The 25586-nt window shown below is 61.5% G+C and carries 22 protein-coding genes; 3 read left to right on the top strand and 19 right to left on the bottom strand.

Going from position 1 to position 25586, the window contains the following annotated elements; all coding sequences use genetic code 11:
* Positions 1–231 precede the first annotated feature (231 nt).
* The 3 genes from JNB85_RS07235 to JNB85_RS07225 all read right to left on the bottom strand — a co-directional run bounded on the left by JNB85_RS07235 (position 232) and on the right by JNB85_RS07225 (position 5243).
* The gene (locus JNB85_RS07235) at positions 232–2532 is read right to left on the bottom strand and encodes a transglycosylase domain-containing protein (protein WP_220333662.1); all 2301 of its coding nucleotides are present in this window, start codon (positions 2530–2532) and stop codon (positions 232–234) included.
* A gap of 709 nt (positions 2533–3241) precedes the next feature.
* Positions 3242–4630 carry a dipeptidase gene (locus JNB85_RS07230; protein ID WP_220333661.1) on the bottom strand — a complete coding sequence of 463 codons (1389 nt, stop codon included), beginning with the start codon at positions 4628–4630 and terminating at the stop codon, positions 3242–3244.
* A 196-nt stretch (positions 4631–4826) separates the two neighbouring features.
* Entirely contained in the window at positions 4827–5243 is a 417-nt protein-coding gene (locus JNB85_RS07225) for a MarR family winged helix-turn-helix transcriptional regulator (protein ID WP_183745599.1), read from the bottom strand.
* A 425-nt stretch (positions 5244–5668) separates the two neighbouring features.
* Here JNB85_RS07225 and polA point away from each other — a divergent pair, with 425 nt between their 5' ends.
* On the top strand, positions 5669–8668 hold the full coding sequence (gene polA, locus JNB85_RS07220; RefSeq protein ID WP_220333660.1) for a DNA polymerase I: 3000 nt from the start codon (positions 5669–5671) through the stop codon (positions 8666–8668).
* Between the two features lie 174 nt (positions 8669–8842).
* Entirely contained in the window at positions 8843–11239 is a 2397-nt protein-coding gene (locus JNB85_RS07215) for a DNA translocase FtsK (protein ID WP_220333659.1), read from the top strand.
* A gap of 15 nt (positions 11240–11254) precedes the next feature.
* On the opposite strand, the gene JNB85_RS07210 is transcribed toward JNB85_RS07215, so the two are convergent.
* From JNB85_RS07210 to phnG, 15 genes are all read right to left on the bottom strand, one after another.
* Positions 11255–11761: a GrpB family protein gene (locus JNB85_RS07210; protein ID WP_220333658.1), complete on the bottom strand. Its 507-nt coding sequence runs from the start codon at positions 11759–11761 to the stop codon at positions 11255–11257.
* A 2-nt stretch (positions 11762–11763) separates the two neighbouring features.
* The gene (phnN, locus tag JNB85_RS07205; protein ID WP_220333746.1) at positions 11764–12369 is read right to left on the bottom strand and encodes a phosphonate metabolism protein/1,5-bisphosphokinase (PRPP-forming) PhnN; all 606 of its coding nucleotides are present in this window, start codon (positions 12367–12369) and stop codon (positions 11764–11766) included.
* Complete coding sequence (locus JNB85_RS07200; protein WP_220333657.1) at positions 12369–13508, bottom strand: alpha-D-ribose 1-methylphosphonate 5-triphosphate diphosphatase; 1140 nt, start codon at positions 13506–13508, stop codon at positions 12369–12371. Before JNB85_RS07200 ends, phnN begins: the two co-directional genes overlap by 1 nt.
* A 13-nt stretch (positions 13509–13521) precedes the next feature.
* Positions 13522–14217 carry a DUF1045 domain-containing protein gene (locus JNB85_RS07195; protein WP_220333656.1) on the bottom strand — a complete coding sequence of 232 codons (696 nt, stop codon included), beginning with the start codon at positions 14215–14217 and terminating at the stop codon, positions 13522–13524.
* A gap of 138 nt (positions 14218–14355) precedes the next feature.
* Entirely contained in the window at positions 14356–15699 is a 1344-nt protein-coding gene (gene phnE, locus JNB85_RS07190) for a phosphonate ABC transporter, permease protein PhnE (protein WP_220333655.1), read from the bottom strand.
* A 7-nt stretch (positions 15700–15706) separates the two neighbouring features.
* Positions 15707–16666 (bottom strand): phosphonate ABC transporter, permease protein PhnE, encoded by a 960-nt coding sequence (gene phnE / locus JNB85_RS07185; protein WP_220333654.1) that lies wholly within the window; start codon positions 16664–16666, stop codon positions 15707–15709.
* Positions 16667–16730: 64 nt separating this feature from the next.
* Positions 16731–17639, bottom strand: a complete 909-nt coding sequence (gene phnD / locus JNB85_RS07180) for a phosphonate ABC transporter substrate-binding protein (protein WP_220333653.1) — start codon at positions 17637–17639, stop codon at positions 16731–16733.
* 87 nt (positions 17640–17726) lie between these two features.
* Positions 17727–18572 carry a phosphonate ABC transporter ATP-binding protein gene (phnC, locus tag JNB85_RS07175; protein ID WP_220333652.1) on the bottom strand — a complete coding sequence of 282 codons (846 nt, stop codon included), beginning with the start codon at positions 18570–18572 and terminating at the stop codon, positions 17727–17729.
* Between the two features lie 118 nt (positions 18573–18690).
* Positions 18691–19308 carry a DapH/DapD/GlmU-related protein gene (locus JNB85_RS07170; RefSeq protein ID WP_220333651.1) on the bottom strand — a complete coding sequence of 206 codons (618 nt, stop codon included), beginning with the start codon at positions 19306–19308 and terminating at the stop codon, positions 18691–18693.
* Positions 19305–20015 (bottom strand): phosphonate C-P lyase system protein PhnL, encoded by a 711-nt coding sequence (gene phnL, locus JNB85_RS07165; protein ID WP_220333650.1) that lies wholly within the window; start codon positions 20013–20015, stop codon positions 19305–19307. The genes JNB85_RS07170 and phnL overlap by 4 nt, the downstream gene beginning before the upstream one ends.
* A 5-nt stretch (positions 20016–20020) precedes the next feature.
* The gene (phnK, locus tag JNB85_RS07160; RefSeq protein ID WP_220333649.1) at positions 20021–20797 is read right to left on the bottom strand and encodes a phosphonate C-P lyase system protein PhnK; all 777 of its coding nucleotides are present in this window, start codon (positions 20795–20797) and stop codon (positions 20021–20023) included.
* Complete coding sequence (locus JNB85_RS07155; protein ID WP_220333648.1) at positions 20794–21669, bottom strand: alpha-D-ribose 1-methylphosphonate 5-phosphate C-P-lyase PhnJ; 876 nt, start codon at positions 21667–21669, stop codon at positions 20794–20796. Before JNB85_RS07155 ends, phnK begins: the two co-directional genes overlap by 4 nt.
* Positions 21666–22772, bottom strand: coding sequence for a carbon-phosphorus lyase complex subunit (locus tag JNB85_RS07150; protein ID WP_220333647.1), 1107 nt, complete (start codon positions 22770–22772; stop codon positions 21666–21668). The genes JNB85_RS07155 and JNB85_RS07150 overlap by 4 nt, the downstream gene beginning before the upstream one ends.
* Positions 22773–22776: 4 nt before the next feature.
* Positions 22777–23385, bottom strand: coding sequence for a phosphonate C-P lyase system protein PhnH (gene phnH, locus JNB85_RS07145; RefSeq protein ID WP_220333646.1), 609 nt, complete (start codon positions 23383–23385; stop codon positions 22777–22779).
* Positions 23385–23861 (bottom strand): phosphonate C-P lyase system protein PhnG, encoded by a 477-nt coding sequence (gene phnG, locus JNB85_RS07140; protein WP_220333645.1) that lies wholly within the window; start codon positions 23859–23861, stop codon positions 23385–23387. The genes phnH and phnG overlap by 1 nt, the downstream gene beginning before the upstream one ends.
* Before the next feature lie 135 nt (positions 23862–23996).
* On the opposite strand from phnG, the gene phnF reads away from it, so the two are divergent.
* Entirely contained in the window at positions 23997–24734 is a 738-nt protein-coding gene (phnF, locus tag JNB85_RS07135; protein WP_220333644.1) for a phosphonate metabolism transcriptional regulator PhnF, read from the top strand.
* Between the two features lie 205 nt (positions 24735–24939).
* On the opposite strand, the gene JNB85_RS07130 is transcribed toward phnF, so the two are convergent.
* Positions 24940–25575 carry a 2,3-bisphosphoglycerate-dependent phosphoglycerate mutase gene (locus JNB85_RS07130; RefSeq protein WP_220333643.1) on the bottom strand — a complete coding sequence of 212 codons (636 nt, stop codon included), beginning with the start codon at positions 25573–25575 and terminating at the stop codon, positions 24940–24942.
* Positions 25576–25586: the final 11 nt, after the last annotated feature.

Raw genomic sequence — 25586 nt, 5'->3', positions numbered from 1 at the left:
ATTACGCAATCGTGATTGCGGTGATGCGGCGTATATAAGGAGCGGTTTTCTGGACTGCAAGGCGAGAAATGGCTTGGAATCCAGCAAAACGAATGTGTTGCCTTCAATTTTTACAGTAGACGGAAAAGGGTCTGCTTTGCACCTTCAAACTGCGCAAATCTTGCATGCCAGGCCTTGCACGGGACGTGCTCCCGCATGGGGTCTTATCCCGTCTCAATATGTCTACTGTCCCTATTGCCCCATGATGAGATCGAGCAGGGTCGTACGACGTTGCTGCGCCCCTGATGTCGCCTGCGGGCCGCCGACATCGCCGGGCGGCACCATGTCGTCATAACCGCCGGCAACATCGGCGGGCGGCACAGGTCCGCCATTCACCGGCATCGCCGCCTGCGGCTGTCCGGGCGTCGGCGGATAGCGGTTCAGGTCGGTATTGCCACCGAAGACACCGGAAATGATGCTTCCAACGGTAGAGGGCTGCTCGGGTGCCGGCTGTGCCTGCGCCATCGGCTGGCCGTTGGCGGGATCGGAGCCAGGGTCGGAGAATGTCTGACCCATGCCGAAAAGCGGTGCCGGCGAAAGTCCCTTATGCGCTGCGACCATGAATTCCTTCCAGGCCTTGGCCGGAAGCCCGCCGCCGGTCACCTTCTTCATCGGCGTGCCGTCGTCATTGCCGAACCAAACGCCCGTCGTCAGATTGCTGGTGAAACCGACGAACAACGCATCGCGCGAATTCTGTGTGGTACCGGTCTTGCCCGCCGCCTGCCAGCCGGTAAGCTTGGCGCTCGAGCCCGTGCCGCCGTTGATGACGCCCATCATCATCATGTTCATCTCGGCGACGATCTGCTCGGACAGCACGCGCGGCGGATTGTCATAGGTATTCTCGTAAAGCACCTTGCCGTCGGTGGTGGTCACTCTGCGGATCACATGCGGCGTCGCCTTATAGCCACCGTTCATGAAGGCGGCATAGGAGGCAGTCAGCTCCATGAGGGAGACTTCCGAGGTGCCGAGCGCGATCGAGGCATTGGGCTGCAATTCGGATTCGATGCCAAGGCGGTGGGCGAGCTTGATCACCTGATCCGGCCCATCATACATCACGAGCTGGGCGGCCACCGTATTGAGCGACTTGGCGAGCGCGGTGCGGAGCGTCACTTCGCCATTGTACTTCTTCTCGTAATTCTCCGGCGTCCAGTTGCCGATACGGATCGGAGCGTCGTTAAAGACGGAATCCGGTGTCAGGCCCTTTTCGAGCGCGGCAGCATAAACGAATGGCTTGAAGGAGGAGCCCGGCTGGCGCTTTGCCTTGACGGCGCGGTTGAACTGGCTCGACGCATAATCCCTGCCGCCGACAAGCGCACGGATCGCGCCGGTACCGTCGATCGAGACGAGGGCGGCCTGCGACGCATCGAACTTGCCGCCTTCCTTGTCGAGCACATCGACGAGAGACTGCTCGGCCTTCCTTTCGAGGTTCTTGTCGATGGTCGTATCGACGATGACGTCTTCCTTCACCTCACCGACCAGCCCCTGCAGCTCGTCCATCACCATGTCGGCGACATATTGTCCGGCGCCCGACCAGTAGCTGCGGGCGGAAGCCGGCGTCTGCGACATCGCAGTCTTGATCTCGTCGGCGCTGATATAGCCCTGGTCGCGCATTGCCTGCAGCACGATCTGCGCGCGGGCATTTGCGGCATCCGGATCACGGGCCGGCGAAAGGCGGGATGGCGCCTTCACGAGGCCTGCAAGCAGCGCTGCTTCCCCAAGGTTCACATCGCGCGCCGATTTGTTGAAATAGCGCCGCGCCGCCGCTTCCACACCATAGGCGTTCGAGCCGAAATAGACGCGGTTCAGATACATCGCAAGGATCTGGTCCTTGGTGTATTTCTGCTCCAGCCAGAAAGACAGCAGCACTTCCTGCACCTTGCGCTCCAGCGTGCGGTCGGGCGAGAGGAACAGGTTCTTGGCGAGCTGCTGCGTCAGCGTCGAGCCGCCCTGGATCGGCTGGCCGGTCGCATTATTGATGAAAGCGCGCGCGAGTCCGAACGGATCGACGCCGAAATGCGAATAAAAGCGCCGGTCTTCGATGGCGATGATCGCTTCCGGAATATAAGGCGACATATTATCCAGCGACAGCGCCTCGCCGCCGGTCGCACCACGATTGGCGATCGCGCTGCCGTCCACGGCGGTGATCTTGACGTTCGGCGGCCGTTCCGGGATTGCCCATGTGCTGGCGCTCGGCATACGCGAACCATAATAGAACACGAGCCCGGCAACACCGATGCCGGCCCAGATGCCAAGCACGATGCACCAGTAGACGACCCTGCGCAGAAACGCGAACAGACCGCCCCGTTCGCGCGGCTCGGGACGGCGCTTTGGCGGTGCCCGGCGGGAGGCGGACGATCTCGAAGGGCGTTTGGAGCCGTGCCGCCCATCGATGCGATCGTCGGCGTCGAGCGCGAATTCGTCGTCCTCCTCACGGCCACCGCGGCCGTTGAAGGACGGTTCGATCCTGTCGTCTGATCTGCGTCTGGCTACCATCGTGGAGCGGCTGAACCCTTGCGCTAAGACCGCGCCCCCGGCGACGGTTTTATTCGGTTGAACTGTAAATGCGGCGAATTAACGGGCTGTTAAGAACAACACCAATATGGCAAGTCCCCTCCCTGCCTGTACCTTTCTCGGTCAGCCCGCCCCGACTTTCCACATGGCTGCCAGTCACTGCCTGGCCTTATGCGGAGATGCGCGACCTGTTGGGGACCCAACGTCACATCTTCCGGCTGGTGAGGGAACCAATAGGCTCTGCGGCAGTTTTATCGAAAGCGGGACATACCCCTCACGTCCCGCTCAGATCGGCCGTCTCCCCTCAACACGCGCCGATCGATATCAGGCCCGGCGTATCACCAGATACGTCGGGTCCTTTTCTTTAGGGACGACAAGGCCGGCGACGAAGGTTTTTAACGGGGCCTTGAAATGTGAAAGGCGGCTTCCAATATAACATTTCAGAAATCGCAGCCCGGAAATGTTGTAAGCGTTATCTGCCGTATCGTTTCCGTGATCTGGTCGAGCTAGCCGTTTACCGGCAGTAAACCTTTCGGGATCACTCTGGCTGTGCACTATCCGCTTCTCCTTTGACCACGGATGTACTGGCACTGAGATGAGGCGGATAACGGAAGGCCGGTTTGCCCCGGCCTTTTTGTTTGCAGATTTCGGATGGCGTGCCGCGCGAAAGCGCGGGCACGCCTTTTTTGTTTCAAACCTTCAGTGCAGCAAGGATGCGCACCCAGGAGCGGATACCCTTGTGGTAGGAGGCGAGCTCGTATTTTTCGTTCGGCGAATGGATGCGGTCGTCGGAAAGACCGAAGCCGACGAGCAGGGATTCCATGCCGAGCATCTTCTGAAAATCGCCGACGATCGGGATCGAGCCGCCCATGCCGATGACAACGGCAGGCTTCGGCCATTCATCGGAAAGCGCGTTGCGCGCCTTGGTCAGAACAGGCGAGTCATAGGAAAGATGAATGGCCGGGGAGGCGCCATGGGGATGGAACTCGACCGAGCAGTCGGCCGGGATCTTCGAGCGAACGTAGTTGCGGAAGCTCTCACGGATCGCTGCCGGATCCTGCGTGCCGACGAGGCGGAAAGAGACTTTCGCCGATGCCTTTGCGGCAATGACCGTCTTGAAGCCTTCACCGGTATAGCCGCCCCAGATGCCGTTGACCTCGGCCGTCGGGCGCGCCCAGGTGAGTTCCAGGACCGAGCGGCCCTTCTCGCCCGAGGGAATGGAGAGGCCGACTTCGCCGAGGAAGTTTTCCGCAGACTTGCCGAGCGCATCCCAGGATGCCTTGATGTTGGCGGGTGTTTCCTCCACACCGTCGTAAAAGCCTTCAAGCGTAACGCGGCCGGTCTCGTCATGCAGGCCGGCAAGCGCCTCCACGAGAATATGGATCGGGTTGGCGGCGGCACCGCCGAACAGGCCGGAATGCAGGTCGCGGTCGGCTGCCGTCACCACGATTTCTTCACCCACAAGGCCACGAAGAGCGGCCGCGATTGCCGGCGTATCGCGATCCCACATGCTGGTGTCGCAGACGAGAGCGTAATCGGCCTTGAGTTCGGCGGCATTGGCTTCGAGGAACGGCTTCAGCGACGGCGAGCCGGACTCTTCCTCGCCTTCGAAAAGAATGGTGACGCGGCAGGGAAGCGCGCCGTTGATTTCCTTATAGGCGCGGCAGGCCTCGACAAAGGTCATCAGCTGGCCCTTGTCGTCGGCAGTGCCGCGGCCGGTGAGGATCTTGCGGCCGTTGCCGGCATCCTTGACGGCGGGATCGAAGGGGTCGTTTTCCCAGAGCTCGATCGGATCGACCGGCTGCACGTCATAGTGACCGTAGAACAAGACGTGGGGCGCATCAGCCGAGGCGCCTTCGTGATGGGCGACCACCATCGGGTGGCCGGGCGTGTCGCGAACCGAGGCATCGAAGCCAAGCGTCTTGAGGTAGGCGACCAGCCACTCTGCTGCCTTGCGGCATTCAATCTTGTAGGCCGGATCGGTCGAGATCGACTTGATGCGCAAGAGCTCGAATAGCGTCTCGAGGCTTGAATCGAGATTCTGGTCCGCTCGCGCAAGGACAGGATTTAGTTCGGTCATTTCCGACTCCTTCTGAAATTCGGGCGGACGATAGCCTCAATCGGCATCGGTTTCGAGCGTCAAATTTTCGGTCCTCGCGTTGACGGTAATATATCGCGATAAAATGAATCGGAGGCTGCCACTGTTATGGCGAGCTCCGCGATTGTCGCCGAGGAAGGATATGTTCAGGTGAAAGGTTCAAGCGCAGTGGAGTGTTTCAGAGCGCCTTGGCGTTGTTGATGAGGCGCCGGATATACTCGAGCATCAGCTCCCGCTCGAAAACCCGAAAGCCCTTGAATAGAGCAAGATCGGCCTCGCGCGCCGTGTCGATGGCCTCGGCCTCCATCGCCTTGGCTTTCCCGGTGAGGAAGATCAGTTGGGCGCGTTTGTCGGTTGGGTGCGGGCGCCGCTCGATCAGCCCGTCGCGCACCATGCGGGAGAGCGTGTTGGCCATCGTCGCCTGTTCGATATCGACGCGCTCCAGAAGCTGCTTCTGGGTGAGCCCGTCTTCGGCCCAAAGTTCCAGAAGTATGGGGAACTGGCCGGGAGAAAAACCGAGTCCTGCCGCGCGCTGATGCAGCGAGCGGGCAAAGCCCTTGGCCAGCTGGCTGGCAAGGTAGGCGCCGGAATCCATTCGATTAAATCCCATGATTGTAAATTAGGCTCAAAATCGTGCAGTAGACAATGCAACAAATCGCATACGATCCATCAAAACATATGCGGCAAGCTCTTAAATTTTCGAGAGGTGAGGCGCTTGGCTGAAAAACAAAGCCGCCATGGCCTGGAGGAGGGCCATGGCGGCTTTTAAAATGGGGACAAAGGCCCGGAGAGGGGGATGAGGCCTTTGTCCAAGCCTGACGCGGCGGGGGACAAGCCGGCTATCAGACCCGCGGCGCGATCAAACGCCGGTAGACGTGATTTGTGATGGAGAATGTGGTTTTTCAAGGGAAAGAGAAAAAACCGACTATTACAAATTGGTAACAGTTTGGTGAGGCGGAATCTTTTTGCTCACCCAAGTTTATATGGACCTTATCTGATCGCCGCGCTATCCATGCTGCCATGAAAAAAGGCGATCACCTCTTCCTTGTCGACGGTTCGGGTTTCATCTTCCGGGCCTTTCACGCATTGCCCCCGCTGACACGCAAATCCGACGGCCTGCCGGTCGGCGCGGTCTCCGGTTTCTGCAACATGCTGTGGAAACTGTTGAGGGATGCACGAAATACCGATGTGGGTGTCACGCCTTCTCATCTCGCCGTCATTTTCGACTATTCGTCGAAGACCTTCCGCAAGGATCTCTACGACGCCTATAAGGCGAACCGTTCGGCGCCGCCGGAAGAGCTGGTGCCGCAGTTTGGGTTGATCCGCGAGGCGACGCGCGCCTTTAATCTGCCGTGCATCGAGACGGAAGGTTTCGAGGCTGACGACATCATCGCCACCTATGCCCGCCAGGCCGAAGCCGTCGGTGCCGATGTGACGATCGTTTCCTCCGACAAGGATCTGATGCAGCTCGTCACGCCAAATGTGCACATGTACGACAGCATGAAGGATAAGCAGATCGGCATCCCCGACGTCATCGAGAAATGGGGCGTGCCGCCGGAAAAGATGATCGACCTGCAGGCGATGACCGGCGATTCCGTCGACAATGTGCCCGGCATTCCCGGCATCGGTCCGAAGACGGCTGCCCAGCTCCTCGCCGAATATGGTGACCTCGACACGCTCCTCGACCGTGCCCATGAGATCAAGCAGGAAAAGCGCCGGCTGACGATCCTCGAAAACATCGATAAGGCGAGGCTGTCCCGCGAACTGGTGCGTTTGCGAACCGATGTGCCCCTGGAACTCGACCTCGACGCGCTCATGCTGGAGCCGCAGAACGGTCCCAAGCTGATCGGCTTCCTGAAGACCATGGAATTCACGACGCTGACGCGCCGCGTCGCCGAATTCTGCAATTGCGATGCCAGCGAGATCGAGCCTGCCTTCGTGAAGATCGAATGGGGTGCGGAAGCACATGGCCCGGATCTTGATGTAGCAAAGCCGGAGCCCGTCGCGGGTGCTGTGCCCGATGTCGGGGACGAAGCTGTCGCGGTTCCGCCGCGCGCAAAAGCGAAGATTGCGGTCGAAGGCACGTTTGCGCCGGCCGATCTTGCCAAGGCGCGCGCCGAGGCCTTCGCGACCCTGCCGTTCGACCATTCCTCTTATGTGACGATCCGCGACCTTTCGACCCTCGATCGATGGATCGCCGATGCAAGGGATACCGGCCTCGTTGCCTTCGATACGGAAACGACCTCGCTGGACGCCATGCAGGCCGAGCTTGTCGGCTTTTCCATGGCAATTGCCGATAATGCCGCTGATCCGACGGGCACGCGCATCCGCGCAGCCTACGTGCCGATCGGCCATAAGACCGGTGTTGGCGATCTCCTCGGCGGCGGGCTTGCGGAAAACCAGATCCCGATGGGCGATGCGCTGTCGCGGCTGAAGGCGCTGCTGGAGGATGAATCGATCCTCAAGGTGGCGCAGAATTTGAAGTATGACTACCTGCTGATGAAGCGTTACGGCATCGAGACGAAAAGTTTCGACGATACGATGCTGATATCCTACGTGCTCGACGCCGGCAGTGGTGCGCACGGCATGGACCCGCTGTCTGAAAAGTTCCTCGGTCACACGCCGATCGCCTACAAGGACGTCGCCGGCTCCGGCAAGTCGAACGTCACCTTCGACCTCGTCGATATCGAGCGCGCGACACATTATGCTGCCGAAGATGCCGAGGTGACGCTGCGTCTCTGGATGGTGCTGAAGCCGCGCCTTGCCGCCACGCAGCTGACGCGCGTCTACGAGCGCCTGGAACGTCCGCTCGTGCCGGTTCTGGCTCGCATGGAAGAGCGCGGCATCACGGTCGACCGGCAGATCCTGTCGCGCCTCTCGGGCGAGTTGGCCCAGGGTGCAGCCAGGTACGAGGATGAAATCTATCAGCTTGCCGGCGAGAGGTTCAATATCGGCTCTCCCAAGCAGCTCGGCGACATCCTGTTCGGCAAGATGGGTCTTGCCGGCGGTACCAAGACCAAGACCGGCCAGTGGTCGACCTCGGCAAGCGTGCTGGAAGACTTGGCGGCAGCAGGCTTCGAACTGCCCCGCAAGATCGTCGACTGGCGCCAGCTCACCAAGCTGAAATCGACCTATACGGATGCGCTTCCGGGTTACATCCACCCGGAAACGAAGCGGGTACATACCTCCTATTCGTTGGCATCGACGACGACAGGCCGTCTTTCCTCTTCGGAGCCGAACCTTCAGAACATTCCGGTGCGCACCGCCGAAGGGCGCAAGATCCGCACCGCCTTCATTTCGTCGCCGGGTCACAAACTGATCTCCGCCGACTACAGCCAGATCGAGCTGCGGGTGCTCGCCCATGTCGCCGAAATCCCGCAGCTTGTTCGCGCTTTCGAAGACGGCATCGACATCCATGCGATGACCGCCTCCGAAATGTTCGGTGTGCCGGTCGAAGGCATGCCGGGCGAGGTGCGCCGCCGCGCCAAAGCCATCAACTTCGGCATCATCTACGGCATCTCGGCCTTCGGCCTCGCCAACCAGCTTTCCATCGAGCGCTCGGAAGCCGGCGACTACATCAAGAAATATTTCGAACGCTTCCCCGGCATCCGCGATTACATGGAAAGCCGCAAGCAGATGGCCCGCGACAAGGGCTATGTGGAGACGATCTTCGGCCGCCGAATCAATTATCCGGAAATTCGCTCGTCGAATCCTTCCGTCCGCGCCTTCAACGAACGGGCGGCCATCAACGCGCCGATCCAGGGCTCGGCCGCCGATGTCATCCGCCGCGCCATGATCAAGATCGAGCCGGCGCTCGCCGAGGCCGGCCTTGCCGATCGGGTACGCATGCTCTTGCAGGTGCACGATGAATTGATCTTCGAGGCCGAAGACGAGGATGTCGAAAAGGCGATGCCGATCATCGTCTCGGTCATGGAAAACGCCACCTCTCCGGCGCTGGAAATGCGTGTGCCGCTTCGCGTCGACGCACGCGCGGCTACCAATTGGGACGAAGCGCATTAAGGCGCTTCGTCAGATGACCCCAAAGATTTTTCCCTTCGACTCAAACCTCTGAAATTGATGACGTTTCATCTTTTTGACCGTCTTACATCGAGACGGCCGGAAGGAACTTATTAACCTTCATTTTCTATCCGGAAGGATGTCAGAAATTACCAAGCGTGAGTGAGTAGCTGTCGCATGCGTTTTCCCAGAACCAATTTGACGGATGCCGGAGATTTCTCCTCCGGACTGGAAGCTGAACATCCCGTGGAAAATGCACCCGTGGAATATGAAGGCGAAAAACCGGTGCCGCCGCTCTGGCAGAGCAATTTCTCGCTCGCCCCGAACGTCCGCTTCACCCGCACGCCGGAAACGTTGATCAGCAAGCGCCGCCCCCCGGAAGAGCCTGTTCGCGAGGAGATCGTCGCCGTTGCTCCTCCCGGGCCGCAACCTGCACCCCCACCGCAATCCCCCGCCGTACAGCAACCGATGCCGATGCGAGTGCCGATCACGGTCAACGTGCCCTTCGATATCTATCTTCCCGAAGTGGTTGAGCCGGTCATCGCTCAGCAGACGGAAGCACAGCCGCAGCCGGTTACCGCCGCACCCGTGGAAACCGCGCTGCGCGCCGCTTCGGAGCTTTCCTCGATCTCGGATTTCGCCTTCTGGGAAGTCATGGCTTTTGAGGAGGCGGCCGCCGAGCCGTCGCGTACCCCGGTCATCGCATTGCAGCAGGCCGAACCCGAATCGATCACCTCGCGCTTCCGCATCATGGAATGGCGCCCGGGCCGGCATAATCCGGCGCCGGTAGCGCCGCGCGCAACGCTGCCCGTTACGTCAGCGCCAGCCCGCGCCGCGCGTCCTCCGGCAGTGCGCGTTGATCAGGCTCCGGTCGCTTTAACTCCCGTCGCCCAGGGGCCGATAGTTCACATCCCGGAAGTTCAAGCGCCTGTGGTTCAGCCGAACCGAGCGCCGGCAGAAGCCCCGCCCGCGTCGCGTGTCGAGATCGCTGCGCCGGCACTTCCCCCGCTTCGTCCCGCCCGCATGATCGTCGAGAAGGTCGATGCATCGGGCTACGAATTCCCGCCGCACACTTTGTTGCAGGAGCCGCCGGAGCGGCTTGGCGAGATCATGTCGCAGGAAACGCTGGAGCAGAATGCCGGGCTCCTGGAAAGCGTGCTGGAGGATTTCGGCGTCAAGGGCGAGATCATCCACGTCCGCCCAGGCCCGGTCGTCACACTCTATGAATTCGAGCCCGCGCCCGGCGTAAAATCGTCCCGCGTCATCGGTCTTGCCGATGATATCGCCCGCTCCATGTCGGCTCTGTCGGCCCGCGTAGCCGTCGTCCCCGGCCGCAACGTCATCGGCATCGAACTGCCGAATGCGACGCGCGAAACCGTCTATTTCCGCGAGATGATCGAGAGCGAGGATTTCGACAAGAGCGGTTACAAGCTGGCTCTCGGCCTCGGCAAGACCATTGGCGGCGAGCCCGTGATCGCCGAACTCGCCAAAATGCCGCATCTGCTCGTGGCCGGCACCACCGGCTCGGGCAAATCCGTCGCCATCAACACGATGATTCTGTCGCTGCTCTATCGCATGACGCCGGAGCAGTGCCGCCTCATCATGGTGGACCCCAAAATGCTGGAACTCTCCGTCTATGACGGCATCCCGCATCTGCTGACGCCCGTCGTCACCGATCCCAAGAAGGCCGTCATGGCGCTGAAATGGGCAGTGCGCGAGATGGAGGAGCGATACCGCAAGATGTCGCGCCTCGGGGTGCGCAATATCGATGGCTACAATGGCCGCGTCAGTCAGGCCCGCGAGAAGGGCGAGACGATCCACATCATGGTCCAGGTCGGTTTCGACCGGCAGACCGGTGCGCCGATCGAAGAGCAGCAGGAACTGGATCTTGCGCCGATGCCCTATATCGTCGTCATCGTCGACGAGATGGCCGACCTGATGATGGTCGCCGGCAAGGAGATCGAAGGCGCGATCCAGCGTCTGGCGCAAATGGCGCGTGCCGCCGGCATCCATCTCATCATGGCAACGCAGCGTCCGTCCGTCGACGTCATCACCGGCACGATCAAAGCGAACTTCCCGACCCGTATCTCCTTCCAGGTTACCTCGAAGATCGACAGCCGCACGATCCTCGGCGAACAGGGTGCCGAACAGCTGCTGGGCCAGGGCGACATGCTGCATATGCAGGGCGGTGGCCGCATCTCCCGTGTCCACGGCCCCTTCGTTTCGGACGCCGAAGTCGAAAAGGTCGTCGCACACCTGAAGACCCAGGGCCGGCCGGAATATCTCGATACGGTCACGGCAGGCGACGAAGAAGACGCCGAGGATGAAGAGGACGGCGCCGTCTTCGACAAGAGCGCCATGGGCGCCGAAGATGGCGACGAGCTCTACCAGCAGGCCGTCAAGGTCGTCATGCGCGACAAGAAGTGCTCGACCTCCTATATCCAGCGCCGCCTCGGCATCGGCTATAACCGAGCCGCTTCGCTGGTCGAGCGCATGGAAAAGGAAGGGCTGGTCGGCCCGGCAAACCATGTCGGCAAACGCGAGATCGTCTCAGGCCGTAGTGACAATGAATAATTGGAACGCGGCTGGTTACCCTTCCTTGGAAGCCAGCCGCAGCGTCTCCAGCACGAAGTCGCGCTTGCCGCCGGTATAATAATCCCAATCGCCGTTGGCCTCGCCCATGAGCTTCAGCTTGAGGACGGCATAAGCCTGTGCTCTTTCCGGATGTGAGCGCAGATAGTCGCGAAAGATGATCCGGTCCCGCAGCACGGCATTATCCGCCGAGCAGAGATAGAGCCGGGCGCCATACGAGCCCTTGCCGCTGGTAAACGTCCAGGTCTCCTGCTTGTATTTGTCGCCATGGAAGGTGAAGGCGCCAAGCGATCCTACACGTTCGATCGCTTCGGGAAGGACATCCGCATTCGCAAAGGCAGCGTGCAGGTCGATCTTCGGCTTGGCCGCCAGTCCGGGGACGGATGTGCTGCCGACATGATGAAAGACGGGGGCGAGGTCAGCGAGAAGCGGCTCCAGTTCGCCAACGATCCGGCGAAAGAGAGACGGCCATTCCGGGTCATAGTCGACGACATGAATAGCCATTCTTATTTCTTCCAGACGATTTCCTTCAGGAAGCCATCCAGGATATCGATCATCTTGCGCTTGGCTTCTTCCAGCGAGCCGCTGTTGTCGAGCTCCACGACATCGTAATCGCCACGCACAGTCAGCGGGCCGCGCGCCAGGCGCGCCATGATGTCCTCATGCGTCTCGCGGCCGCGGGCCTCCAGACGACCGGCCAGCACTTCGGGACGGGCGGTCACATTGATGACCTTCAGACGCGGGAAGGCGGCCTTGAACCGGTGCAGCGCCGAGCGCGAGCCATTGGCGACGACGATGTGACCCTTGGCGAGCGACACCGAGACCTCGGCTGGAATCCCGTATTTCAGGCCATGCGCCTCCCACCAGACAGCGAAGGAGCCTGCCTGCTCCATCGATGCGAATCCGGCATCCGAAACGGCGAGGTGATCTTCTCCGCCGGCGTCGCCGTTGCGGGTAATGACACGGCGTACGAAATGCACGTCTTCACGATGGTCGAAATGCCGGGCGGCAAGGTTCATCAGCGTGTCCTTGCCGGCGCCGCTCGGGCCGACGACGACGACCATGATGCCGTGTTCGGCGCCGGCGCCCGGATGGGGTTCGTGCGACATCATCATGCGACACGGCGTCCTTCGCGCCAGACGGAGCGCGTCACCGGCACGCCATGCGAGCGGTGAACGCGGACGAGATCGGCACGCAGGCCGGTTTCGATGCGGCCGCGATCGTTGAGGCTGACGGTGCGTGCCGGGGTCGCCGTCACCATTGCAATTGCCTTCGACAAAGTAATGCCTTCGACCTCGTCGGCAAGAATGAAGGGCGCATGCAGCAAGCTGAGCGGCACATAATCGGAGGACAGCACGTCGAGCACACCGAGCTGCGCCAGGTCGCGGGCCGCGATATTGCCGGAATGCGACTTGCCGCGCACGATGTTCGGCGCGCCCATGAGCACGCTCATGCCATTTTCGTGCGACAGCCTGGCTGCGTCGATGCTGGTCGGGAATTCGGCGAGGCGAACGCCGTTTTCGATCGCCTCATCGACATGGGCGGATGTGGCATCGTCATGGCTCGCGACGGTGATGCCGCGTTCGGCGCAGACCTTGGAGATCGCTTCGCGATTTGGCGCCGAATTGCGATCGGATTCGGCGATGCGTCTGGCGCAGAAGCGGGCAAACTCCTCATCGGAAAGACCGCGCTTCTTCTGATAGTAAAACGTGTATTGGTCCATCGTCTGGAACTGGCGCTGGCCCGGCGCATGGTCCATCAGCGAGACGAGACGCACATAAGGATCGTTCTCGAAATCGGCGAAGTGCTGCAGCACGTTGTCGGCCGAAACCTCGCAGCGCAGATGGAGGAGGTGTTCGGCCCGCAGACGCCCTTCTTTTTCGGCCGACTGGATGGCGTCGGCCATCTCGCGCATCTCGCCATGTTCGAAGCCGCCGTCTTCGTCGGCGCCCATGCGCAAGCAGTCGAAGACCGTGGTGATACCCGAGGTGACGATCTGCGCGTCGTGGGCCTGTATGGCCGCCGTCTTATTCCAGCGGATGCCCGGACGCGGCGAATAGTGGCCTTCCAGATGGTCCGTGTGCAGCTCGACGAGGCCGGGAATGATGTAATCGCCCTCGAAATCCTCGCCGGCTACCGAGCTGCCTTCCGAAATATCGGCGATCTTGCCGTCGCGGATGAGGATAGAACCCGAGAGAATATCGTCCTCGAGAACGATACGGGCGTTTGAAAGAACGGTTTCTTTGCTCATGTCGGAAAATCTTTCAGCTTTTGGCGCCAGCAAGAGGCAGCCATGTGTGGACTTTGAAAGGCGCGCCCCGCGCCTCCTCGCTAAAGACGGCAAGGCCGGAAATACGAAGCGGCCTGCCGGTGAAAGCCGCAAAACGCTCCGTCAGGATCGCTTTCATCACTTCCGCGCGCTCATCCGGTACCTGGCCGGTCAGCGTCATATGGAAGCCGAAGTCATCCATGACATATGGATAGCCCCAGCGCATGAGATTATTGCGCTGGCTCTCGGAGAGTCGTTCCGGTTTGCGCCTGATAATATCGGCCTCGGAGAGTGCCGCCCGGAATGGCTCGAAAGACTTTACCACCTTTGCCGCGAAATCCTGAAGCGGTTGGTGCAGCGAACCCGGCACAAGCGCGAAGAAGCGACCGAGCTGGCCGAGCACCAGCTCCGGGATGTCGAAGGCCGGCGTCTTGGCGGCGAAATCTTCGACAACCGTCATCAGATCCTTTTCGGTCACGGAGGAGGCGAGCTCGAAGGGCGCCTTGATCGTCGCATGGAAGCCGTAGCGACGCGGATCGGCCGTCAGTTCGAATTGTTCATGAGCCGGCAACGTCTCGTGGTCGGGTGCAGGATAGGTCTCGCCGGTGAAGGCATTGCGGCCGAGCCAGACGGAGGCGGCATCCGTCAGGGGATCATCCTTAGACGGCGAAAAATAGAGAGCGTAGCGCAAGGCTGTTTTCCTGGAGATCGTCCGAACGGGAGCGCAATGTGCAGTGATTTGGCGGCGAACCGCAAGCACGCTCCGGCTAAAAGATTTCCATGACAGAATGATGATGACCGCAGCGCCGTCCTCATCATTTGCGTCCACCTAGTGACCGGCCTTCGTGCCCATCAGGCGGTGGCGCAGCGCGTTTGATGCGGCGTCGAAGAGGAAGACGACGATCAGGATGAGAATGACCATATAGGCGACATTCTGCCAATTGGAATTGGTTCGCATCGCCTCCCACAGCTTCAGGCCGATGCCGCCGGCTCCTACGGCGCCGATAATCGTCGCACCGCGCACATTCGATTCCCATTGATAGAGGGTTTGGCTGACAAAAACGGGAATGATCTGCGGAATGATGCCGAAACGATGAACGAGCAGGGTAGAGGCGCCGGTCGATTTGATACCTTCGCGCGGCTTGTTATCGATGTTCTCAAGCCCTTCGGAATAGAGCTTGCCGAGCGTGCCGGTTTCCGTGAGGAAAATAGCACCGGAACCGGCAAGCGGGCCGGGGCCGAAGGCGCGCGTCAAGAACAAGGCCCAGATCAGCATATCGACCGAGCGCAAGAAGTCGAAAAGACGTTTGAGGCATTGATTCAGCACGCGGTTTGGCGTGATGTTGCGCGCCGCCAGGAACGCGAGCGGAAACGCCGCGACCGCGCCGAGCAGCGTACCGAGAAAGGCCATGACGATGGTCTGAAAAAGCTTGGTCCACACATCCCCGTGCTGCCACGCGCCGTTGTTCCAAATATTGTCGAACGCCAGCGAGAGATTGGATTGATCCGGCTCGATCCGTGGGCCTGAAATGATCATGCTGACGACCTCGCCGGCGGGCTTGTCGAAAAAGGGCGAACGGGTGTCGAAGATGAAGTTCGGCCAGCCCAGCAGGCGCTTGCGGACTTTGATACGGTGCGCAGCGATGCTCACGTCTCCCGAAAATCCCATCTTGGCGAGAATATTGTCGTCGTAGACCGAAATCCAATCGGGCACGTTACCGTCCACGCGCGGATTCTCGCCCGTGATGTCGACAGGCACCGTTACGCCATGGGCGGTCAAGAGAACCTGCGTCTTGGAGATTTCCACCTGGCGATTTGTGCCGCTGAGGGAAACGACGAGGTTGCCGTCCGGTTTGTTGGTGATCCAGTCGGGGTTCGGATTGTCGCCGAGGGGGGAGAAGCGCGGATAGCGTACGCTGATGCCGCTGTCGCCGATCCGGAATTCCGGCTGCGCGTCGTAGCTGACCCACTGCGACATATAGATGCCGAACCGTTCCCAGTGCGCCTCGGACATCAGTCGCGGCAATTCGAAGAACCAGACGGCGTAAATACAGTAGACAAGCGTGCCGATCACCATCATCAGCGTCCCGAAGCGCTGCTTGAAGGAACGCTGGAAATATTCCGGATAGCGCGCTTCGATCTCATGCATGCGATTGGCGTCGAGTACGGTCATGGCGTCCTCAGTGCTGGAGAAGGAAGGCATGATCGCCAACAAGCTTGCGGCGGATCCAGGCCGAAAGCTGATCGACTGCGACGATCGTTATGAAGAGCAGCAGCACGAGCGCCACCGTCTTGGCGCCGAAACCGCGGGAGATCGACAGCTTCAGCTCTTCGCCGATACCGCCGCCGCCGACGGCGCCGATGATGGTCGATGCGCGAACATTGACCTCAAGCCGCAGCAGCACGTAGGACATCAGGTTGGGCAGCACCTGCGGCAGCGCCGCGAAACGGACGCGCTCGAACCAGTTTGCCCCGACCGCTTTCATGCCGTCATCCGATTTCATGTCGGCATTTTCGATCACTTCGTAGAACAGCTTGCCGAGAGCCCCGATCGTATGAAGGGTCACGGCGATGATGGCCGCTACCGGACCGATCGACAGAATGGCGGAAAACAACCCTGCGATGACAATTTCGGGAAAGGCGCGGAGGAATTCCATCAGACGCTTTACGCCGATGCGCAATGCGCCCGAAGGCGCGAAATTGCGCGCGGCGAGAAAGCTGAGCGGCAGGGCGAAGACGAAGGCAATGATGGTCGAAAGGATCGCGATGTTGATCGTCACGATCATGAGCTCGAAATATTCGGGGACATAGAAGTCGCGCCAGACATAGACGCGACCTCTAGCGAAGTTATATTCCTCGCCGCCGGCATCATTGACACTGGCGATATCGAAAAGCGCGCGCCATACGTCGTTCCAGTCTTTGGGAATGAGCCAGCTGAGGAAGTCGAAGAGGTGCGGGAGTCGTTCGAAGAAGTGCCCGGCATTGCTTTCGTCGGCAAAACGTACCGAGCTGACAAAGGCGAAAAGCAGAATTGCAAGGCCAATCAGCGTGTAGAGGCGTCGCCTGGCGACCATCCGATCCCATGCCGTGACTATTTCGCTCGAACTCTGCATGTGTGGTTGAATGTCGGCAACAGTCATCAGCGCCAGCCCCTCTGCAAGAAAAGGGCGGCCGTCGCCGGCCGCCCCAGACATGAATGGCGGATTAGCCGCCGATAGCAGCCTTACGAACCTCGACGACAGCGTTGTAGAAGTCGGGCTTGACAGGAACGTAGCCGGTGAAATCGCCGCCTTCGATGGCGTTGAAGCACTTTTCGTCCTTCTTCGGCAGGGACAGGTAGAAGTCGGCGATCTTCTTGATCCATTCATCGCCAAGGGCGTTGCGGACAACGACCGGGCCGTTCGGGATCAGCGGCGAGCGCCAGACTTCGACGAGTTTGTTCGGATCGACGGAGCCCTTCGCGACGACCTTGTGGAAGGTGCCGGAGGTGTAGCCGTCCATGAAGTCGCCGAGACCCGAGCTATCGTCGACGGCAACGTCGACCTTGCCGTCGTAGGCAGCGAGCAGGTTGTTTTCATGACCGCCGTTGAACTGCGTGGAAGCGAAGAACTTGTCGTTCGGCGCGCCGGTGTCCTTCGGAATCTGCGTCAGCGGAACAAGATAGCCCGAGGTGGAGTCCGGATCGGCGTAACCGAGCTTCTTGCCCTTGGCGTCCTTGATGGTCTTGATGCCTGATGATTTCAGAGCCAGACCGATCGAATAGTAACCTGTCGAACCGTCCTTCTGCTGCGTCGTCAGAATCGGCGTAACAGCCTTGGGGTCCTTGATGTAGACAGCTGCGTAGCCGGAAGCGCCGAGACCGGCAACATCGAGCGTGCCGCCGAGCAGACCCTGGATAACGCCGTCATAGTCGGCGGCCGGGAACAGCGAAACCTTCTCGAAGCCGAATTCCTTCTTCAGGTGGCCTGCAAGGCAGGCGTAGTTGCGCAGACGGTCGGCCTCGTTTTCGCCGCCGAGGATACCGATGCGCAGTTCCTTGAGGTCGGCAGCATTTGCAGCGCCGGTCGCGAGCGCCAGAAGCGCCGTTGCGGCAAAGAGTGCTTTCTTGAACATGGTTCTCTCCTGATTGACCGGGAACCCGGCCGTCTTGTTAAGAAGATGTGCGCCCTTGACGCGGGCCTTCGATCGCGGCCGCCCCTCTCACAGACCGGCCAGCGCCAGCGGTTGGTTGCCGGCGGATTCGCTTTCGGCTCCTTCCGGAGCGATATTGATCGCGGTCGAGGTCATCGTCTCGTCGATGCCTGCGCCGTCCTTGTCCGTGCCGTAGATTTCCTTCACGGCTCCGGTTGTCAGTTCGGAAGGCCTGCCGTCGAAGACGACGCGGCCGCCTGCCATGCCGACAATGCGTTCGCAGTAGTTGCGGGCCGTATCGAGCGTGTGCAGGTTGGTGATGACGGTGATGCCCTCGCGCTCGTTGATGTCGCGCAGGGCATCCATGACGATCTTGGCGTTCAGCGGGTCGAGCGAGGCGATCGGCTCGTCGGCGAGAACCATCTTCGGGTTCTGCATCAGCGCGCGGGCAATCGCCACGCGCTGCTGCTGGCCACCCGAAAGCGTGCCGGCAGCCTGCAGCGCCGTCTGCTCGATGCCGAGGCGCTCGAGCGCTGCGATGGCGTGGATGCGCTCTTCACGGCTGAAGACGTTGAGCAGGCTCAGCATCGTCGAACGGTGGTTCAGGCGGCCGAGCATGACGTTGGTGAGCACGTCGAGGCGCGGCACGAGGTTGAACTGCTGGAAGATCATCGCGCAGTCGCGCTGCCAGTTGCGTAACGCCCGGCCGCGAAGACCGGAAACCTCGACACCGGCGAAGTGGATGGTGCCGGAGGAAGGTTCCTGCAGCCGGTTGATCATGCGCAGCAGCGTGGACTTGCCGGCGCCGGAGCGGCCGATGATGCCGACCATCTGGCCCTGAGGAATGTCCAGCGTTACGGAGTCGACAGCAAGCTTCTTTCCGAACCGGCGTGTGACATTCTTCAGCTCGAACATCATGCTCTTCCCTCGCATTGCAGGCTTATTTAAGGGATCGCATTAGTCCTGCTTCATGAACCTCGCATGTCAGTTTTGTGTAAGTCCTGTCACAAAACTCTGCACCGCGAGATTCGGCTCAGCCGCCGTAGCGGGAGAGGAAGTCTTCCGCGCCAAGAGCGCGGAAATCCGCCAGTGCATGGCGCAGCCGGGCATGGTCCCAGTCCCACCAGGCAAGCCTGTCCATGCGCTCGCCGATCGCCTTCGCGAAGCGCTCGCGGATGAGCTTGGCCGGTACGCCGCCGACAATCGTATAGGGAGCGACGTCCTTGGAGACGACCGCGCCGGCGCCGATGACGGCCCCGTTGCCGACGGTGACGCCCGGCAGGATCGTCGCGCCATGGCCGATCCAGACATCGTTGCCGATCACGACGCGGTTGGAGCGGCGCCATTCGAAGAAGTCCGTCTCCATGTCGGCATCCGGCCAATAGTCCACGGCGCGATAGGTGAAATGGTGCAGCGTCGCGCGCCAGGTCGGATGGTTGGTGGCGTTGATGCGCACCGAAGCGGCAATGTTGACGAACTTGCCGATCGTCGCGCACCAGACGGAGCCGTCCTGCATGATGTAGGAATAGTCGCCGAATTGTGCTTCGCTGATGCGGCAGCGCTCGGAAACTTCCGTATAGCGGCCGAAGATCGAGTCGGAGACGGAGGCGGTTTCATGGAAATAGGGCTCGACGCCCAGCTTGCGGCTCATGCTGCGATCGCCTTTCGCGGAGAGAATTGCTGAACGTCGAGAATGCGATCGGCCGCCGCCTCGCGCACTTCCTCGTCGTGGAAGATGCCGAGGAGCGCCACGCCCCCCTTCTTCTTCTCCTCGATCATGCCGATGACCACGGCCCGGTTCTTTGCGTCGAGCGAGGCAGTCGGTTCGTCGAGCAGCAGGATCGTGTGCTCGGTGATGAAGCCACGGGCGATATTGACACGCTGCTGCTCGCCGCCGGAGAAGGTGGCTGGCGGCAACTGCCAGAGCGTTTCCGGCAGGTTCAGTTTTTCAAGCAGTGCTGCGGCCTTCTCCCTGGCGCTGGCGGCAGCCTCGCCACGTGCGACTAATGGCTCGGCGACCACATCGATTGCCGCGACGCGCGGCACGGTGCGCAGGAACTGGCTGACATAGCCGAGTGTCTGGCGCCGCACGTCGAGAATGGTGCGCGGGTCGGCTGCGGCAAGATCGACGATCCTGCCCTTGTGGTCGACGAGGATCTGTCCGGTATCGACGGCATAATTGCCGTAGATCATCTTGAGCAGCGAGCTTTTGCCGATGCCTGACGGGCCGCCGAGCACGACGCATTCGCCCGAGGCCACCGAGAAGGAGACATCGGAGACAACAGGCAGCTTGATGCCGTCGCGCAGGTGCATGGTGAAGCTCTTGGCGACTTCTGAAACGACGAGAGGCGTTGCCATGGTTCTTAAACCTGCAGGATCGAGGAAACGAGGAGCTGGGTGTAGGGCTCGCGCGGGTCGTCCAGCACGCGGTCGGTCAGGCCCTGCTCGATGACCAGGCCGTCCTTCATCACCATCATGCGATGGGAGAGGAGGCGGGCGACGGCGAGGTCGTGGGTGACGATGATGGCCGAGAGACCGAGATCGTTGACGAGGCCGCGCACGAGATCGAGCAGACGCGCCTGCACCGAGACGTCGAGCCCGCCGGTCGGCTCGTCCATGAAGACCAGGCGCGGGCCGGTTACCAGATTGCGGGCGATCTGCAGGCGCTGGCGCATGCCGCCGGAAAAGGCGCGCGGCTGGTCGTCGATGCGGTCGGCGTCGATCTCGACGCGCTCCAGCCAGTCGATGGCGGTGGAGCGGATCTTGCCGTAATGCCGGTCGCCGATCGCCATCAGGCGTTCGCCGACATTGGCGCCGGCAGAGACCGTCATGCGCAGCCCGTCAGCCGGGTTCTGGTGCACGAAGCCCCAGTCGGTGCGCATCAGGAAGCGGCGTTCGGCCTCGTTCATGTGGTAGAGGTCGCGGTAGGTACCGTCGCGCATGTGGTATTCGACGCTGCCGGTGGTCGGCATCAGCCGGGTGGAGATGCAGTTGAGCAGCGTCGTCTTGCCGGAGCCGGATTCGCCGACGATGGCGAGCACTTCGCCCGGCCAGAGCTCGAAGGAGACGTTCCGGCAGCCGATGCGGCTGCCGTAGAACTTCGAGAGGTCGTTGACTTTGAGGAGAGGGATTTCGGTCATTCTGCAGCCTCCCGGGCCAGCATTTCGCCGGCATGTCCGTGTGCCCGGCGGTCTTCGCAATGGTCGGTATCGGAGCAGACGAACATACGCCCGCCCTTGTCGTCGAGGATGACCTCGTCGAGGTAGACGTCCTCAGCGCCGCAGAGCGCGCAGGGCTTGCCGAAGCGCTGGATCTCGAATGGATGGTCTTCGAAATCGAGGCTGACGACGTCGGTATAGGGCGGCACGGCATAGATGCGCTTTTCGCGACCGGCGCCGAACAGCTGCAGCGCCTCCGACCTGTGCATTTTCGGATTGTCGAATTTCGGGGTCGGCGAGGGGTCCATCACGTAGCGGCCGTGAACCTTGACCGGATAGGCATAGGTCGTGGCGATGCGGCCGTTGCGGGCGATGTCTTCGTAGAGTTTCACATGCATGAGGCCGTATTCTTCCAGCGCATGCATTTTTCGCGTTTCGGTCTCGCGCGGTTCGAGGAAGCGCAGCGGTTCCGGGATCGGCACCTGATAGACGAGAACCTGGCCAGGCCCGAGTTTCTCCTCGGGGATGCGGTGGCGTGTCTGGATGATCGTCGCCTCCTTGGTGTGGGTCGTCACGGCGACATTGGCGACCTTCTGGAAGAAGGCGCGGATGGAGACGGCGTTCGTCGTATCGTCGGCGCCCTGGTCGATGACCTTGAGAACGTCGTCCGGTCCGATGATCGAGGCCGTGACCTGTACGCCGCCCGTGCCCCAGCCGTAGGGCATCGGCATTTCTCTACTGGCGAAGGGTACCTGATAGCCAGGGATGGCGATCGCCTTCAGGATGGCGCGGCGGATCATGCGCTTGGTCTGTTCGTCGAGATAGGCGAAATTGTAGGTGGCGAGATCACTCATTCGGCGGCCTCCTTTTGGGTCTCGCCGCTCGCGCGGGCGGCTTCGAAATCGCGGCGCATACGGCGGACGAGGTCGAGTTCGGCCTGGAAGTCCACGTAGTGCGGAAGCTTCAGGTGCTCGACGAAGCCGGTCGCCTGCACGTTGTCGGAATGGGAAATGACGAATTCCTCGTCCTGCGCCGGCGCGGTGATGTCCTCGCCGAGCTCTTCGGCCCGCAGCGCACGATCCACCAGCGACATGGCCATGGCCTTGCGCTCGCTCTGGCCGAAGACGAGGCCGTAACCGCGGGTGAACTGCGGCGGCGCCTTGGCCGAGCCCTTGAACTGGTTGACCATCTGGCATTCGGTGAGCTGGATCGTGCCGAGCGAGACGGCAAAGCCGAGTTCCGGCACGTCGAATTCCACTTCCACCTCGCCGATGCGGATTTCACCGGTGAAGGGGTGGTTGCGGCCGTAACCGCGCTGGGTGGAATAGCCGAGCGCCAGCAGGAAGCCTTCGTCGCCGCGGGCAAGCGCCTGCAGGCGAAGATCGCGGCTCATCGGGAATTCCATCGGCTCGCGTGTCAGGTCACCCGTCTCGTGATCCTCGGGAAGCTCGCCGTCGCTTTCGATCAGGCCTTCCTGGCCGAGGATTTCGGAAACCCGCATGATGCGGCCGGTTTCAGCCTCGCGTTGGGCGGGCTCTTCCACGGCCTCGTCCGTCAAAAGGGTCGGGTCGAGCAGACGGTGCGTATAATCGAAAGTCGGACCAAGCAGCTGCCCGCCCGGAAGATCCTTGTAGGTGGCGGAGATGCGGCGCTCGATCTGCATATTGGCGGTATCGAGCGGCTTCGAATAGCCGAAGCGTGGCAGCGTCGTGCGGTAGGCGCGCAAGAGGAAGATCGCCTCGATCATGTCGCCGCGCGACTGGCGCACGGCAAGGGCTGCAAGCGTGCGGTCGTAGAGCGAGGCTTCGGCCATGACGCGGTCGACGGCGAGCGCCAGCTGTTCGACGATCTGCTCGATGCCGATGGCAGGCACGGAGCGATCGCCGCGCCGGCGGTCGGCGAGCAGGCGGTGGGCATTGGCGATGGCGGCCTCGCCACCTTTGACGGCAACATACATGAGCTCAGATCTCCGTTGCTGTGATCTTGGTGGTGCGCGGCAAGCAGAGGAAACGCTTGCCCGACGTCAGCACGATGTCGACGCCGCGCGGGAAGAGCGCACGGTTTTCCGTCCAAAGGCGCAGGAAGGTTTCCGGCAGTCCGACAGGCGCGATCTCCGTCACGCTTTGGATGCCCGGGCCCATCAGTGCCAGCCGGCGGCCGCCTTCGAGGCCGGCAAGTTCGATCACGACAGTCGTGGAACGATCGGGATATTCCTGCGTGCCAGCAGCAAAGAGGCCGAACGTGGAAAGCGTCATGCCGGCCTCGACGAAGGCAAAGCGCGCTTCAGCCTTTTCGGTGGTCAGAGGTGCGCCGGCGTGGAAGCCGAGCCATTCCGGGACCGCCGACTTGGCGAGCCCCGCGGAAAGCCAGACCGGGGTGTCATGGTCGCAGAGCGTCAGGCCGATCGCGCCGGCGGCAATGCCGAGCGGTACCGGCGGCACAACGTCGGGTGTCACCGTCCGGATCGTGCCGGGCCGGGCCATGCCGTCCATCAGCATCTTGAACACGCTCTGGGCCTCAAAGACCGGTTCGGCAAAGCCGCCGGTCAGAACATCGGTCTTGGCGCTCATCAATCTTCTCCCCGGACCATGGTGAAGAAATCGACGCGGGTCGCAGCCGTTTCTTCCGCTTTGCGATTGTTGTCATCGGCGATCCGCCGGGCAATCGGCGAAAGCAGCTTGTCTTCGACGAAGCCCTTGGTTGCCTCTTCCTGCCAGAGCGCATCGAAGATTGCTGAAAGCCGCGCCTTCTCGCGGTCGGTGCCGAGCGCCTGCGCATGGCCAACGGAACCGGAAGCAAGGCGTACTGTCGCGCGCGTCACCGTCACTTCGCCGAGATTGAAGGGCGCACCGCCACCGCCGATGCGGCCGCGAACCATGACGAGACCGGTCTCCGGGCCGCGCACCGGCTGCGCCACCGGCTGTTCGGCAAGCGCGTCCCACGCCGCCAGCAATTCCTGTGTTTCGGCGCGCGCGAGCAGGTCGACGGTGCGTTTACGCCCGCCTTCCGCTCGCGCCGCAGCTTCCGTCTTCTCCGCTGCCGTCATCATCTATTCCTCGGAAAATGTCTATTGATATAGACAACTATACAAGCTATATCTATCCCTAAATCGGCGAGGTGACAAGCGTGTGACACGGCGCGCCCAATTTGGCTGAGCCGAAAATGAACTGGCAGGGGTGCAATGGCAGGAATAAAGCAGGTGCAGCGTCAGACGGGCGTGGCGCTCTGGCGTCAGATCGCCGACAGGATCCGCGAGGCGATCAGCCGTGGCGCTTACGACGAAACGGGCATGGTGCCGCCGGAAACCGTGCTGGCGCTGCAGTTCGGCGTCAACAGGCATACCGTCCGTAGCGCACTTGCAGCACTTGCCCAGGAGGGCATCGTTCGCGCGGTGCAGGGTCGCGGCACGCTGATCGAGCGCAAGGAGCGCCTGAATTTTCCGATCAGCCGCCGCACCCGCTTTACCGACGGTATCCGGGATCAGGCCCGCGAGACGCGCGCGCTGCTCCTCGGCCATGCGCAGGAGCAGGCCGATGCAGAGGTGGCCCGCTGGCTGCATATCAAGCCGGGCACTCTGGTAATCCGGCTTGAGACGGTGCGCGAGGCGGATAAGCGTCCCGTCTCGCGAGCGACGAGCTGGTTTCCGGCGGCGCGCTTCGCCGGTATCGGGGAAGCCTATCGGACGGCGGGATCCATCACCAAAGCCTTCGCTGCCCTTGGCCTGTCAGACTATGTGCGCGCCACGACGGAGATCACTGCCGCCCACGCCGATTCCGCCGATATTGCCGATCTCGGCCTGACGCCGGGCGCTGTGCTGTTGATCACCAAGGCGATGAACACCGATCTGGAGGGCGTGCCGGTGCAATATTCGATCAGCCGCTTTGCCGCCGACCGCGTCCAGTTCACCATTGAAAACTGAAAACGGAAAAGGCTGAGATTGCTGACAAAGTCGGCGAACTCCTCCTCCGGTCATGCTCGGCCTTGTGGCGAGCATCTGCAACCGGTTGATGGGCAGCAGATCCTCGGCACAAGGCCGAGGATGACGCCGAGTAAAGAGCGAGCTTGTCAACAAATTGAGGTCGGACGTGTGTCCGGCCTTGAACCTTATCGATGCCTGATCGCAGTCAGTGCGCGCCGGACATGTCGCCGAGCACTTCCTTGGAAGCGACGGTCGAATCGGCCTTCAGCTTGTAGACCATGGGCACGCCGGTCGCGAGATTGAGCGACAGAACCTGCTCGCGGGTGAGGCGGTCGAGAACCATGACGAGCGAACGCAGCGAATTGCCGTGCGCGGCAACCAGCACCTTTTCGCCGCGCAGCACGCGCGGAAGGATTTCGGTGAGGTAGTATGGCCAGACCCGGGCGCCGGTGTCGCGCAGGCTCTCGCCGCCCGGAGGCGGAACGTCGTAGGAGCGGCGCCAGATATGCACCTGCTCTTCGCCCCACTTGGCCCGGGCATCGTCCTTGTTGAGGCCGGAGAGATCGCCATAGTCGCGCTCGTTCAGCGCCTGGTCGCGGATCGTCTCGAGATCTGGCTGGCCGACCTTGTCGAGGACGAGCTTCAGCGTGTGCTGCGCGCGCACCAGCGCGGAGGTGAAGGCGATATCGAACTTGATGCCGTAATCGGCGAGCGCCTGGCCGCCGGCTTTGGCTTCCTGGATGCCGAGCTCGGTCAGATCGGGGTCTTTCCAGCCGGTGAAGAGATTCTTGAGATTCCAGTCGCTCTGGCCGTGGCGAACGAGGACGAGGGTACCGCTCATGAAAAATGCCT

This window comes from Rhizobium mesosinicum (assembly GCF_019511345.1).
Classification (GTDB): Bacteria; Pseudomonadota; Alphaproteobacteria; order Rhizobiales; family Rhizobiaceae; genus Rhizobium; species Rhizobium mesosinicum.
This window is presented reverse-complemented; position numbering and strand designations above follow the sequence as displayed.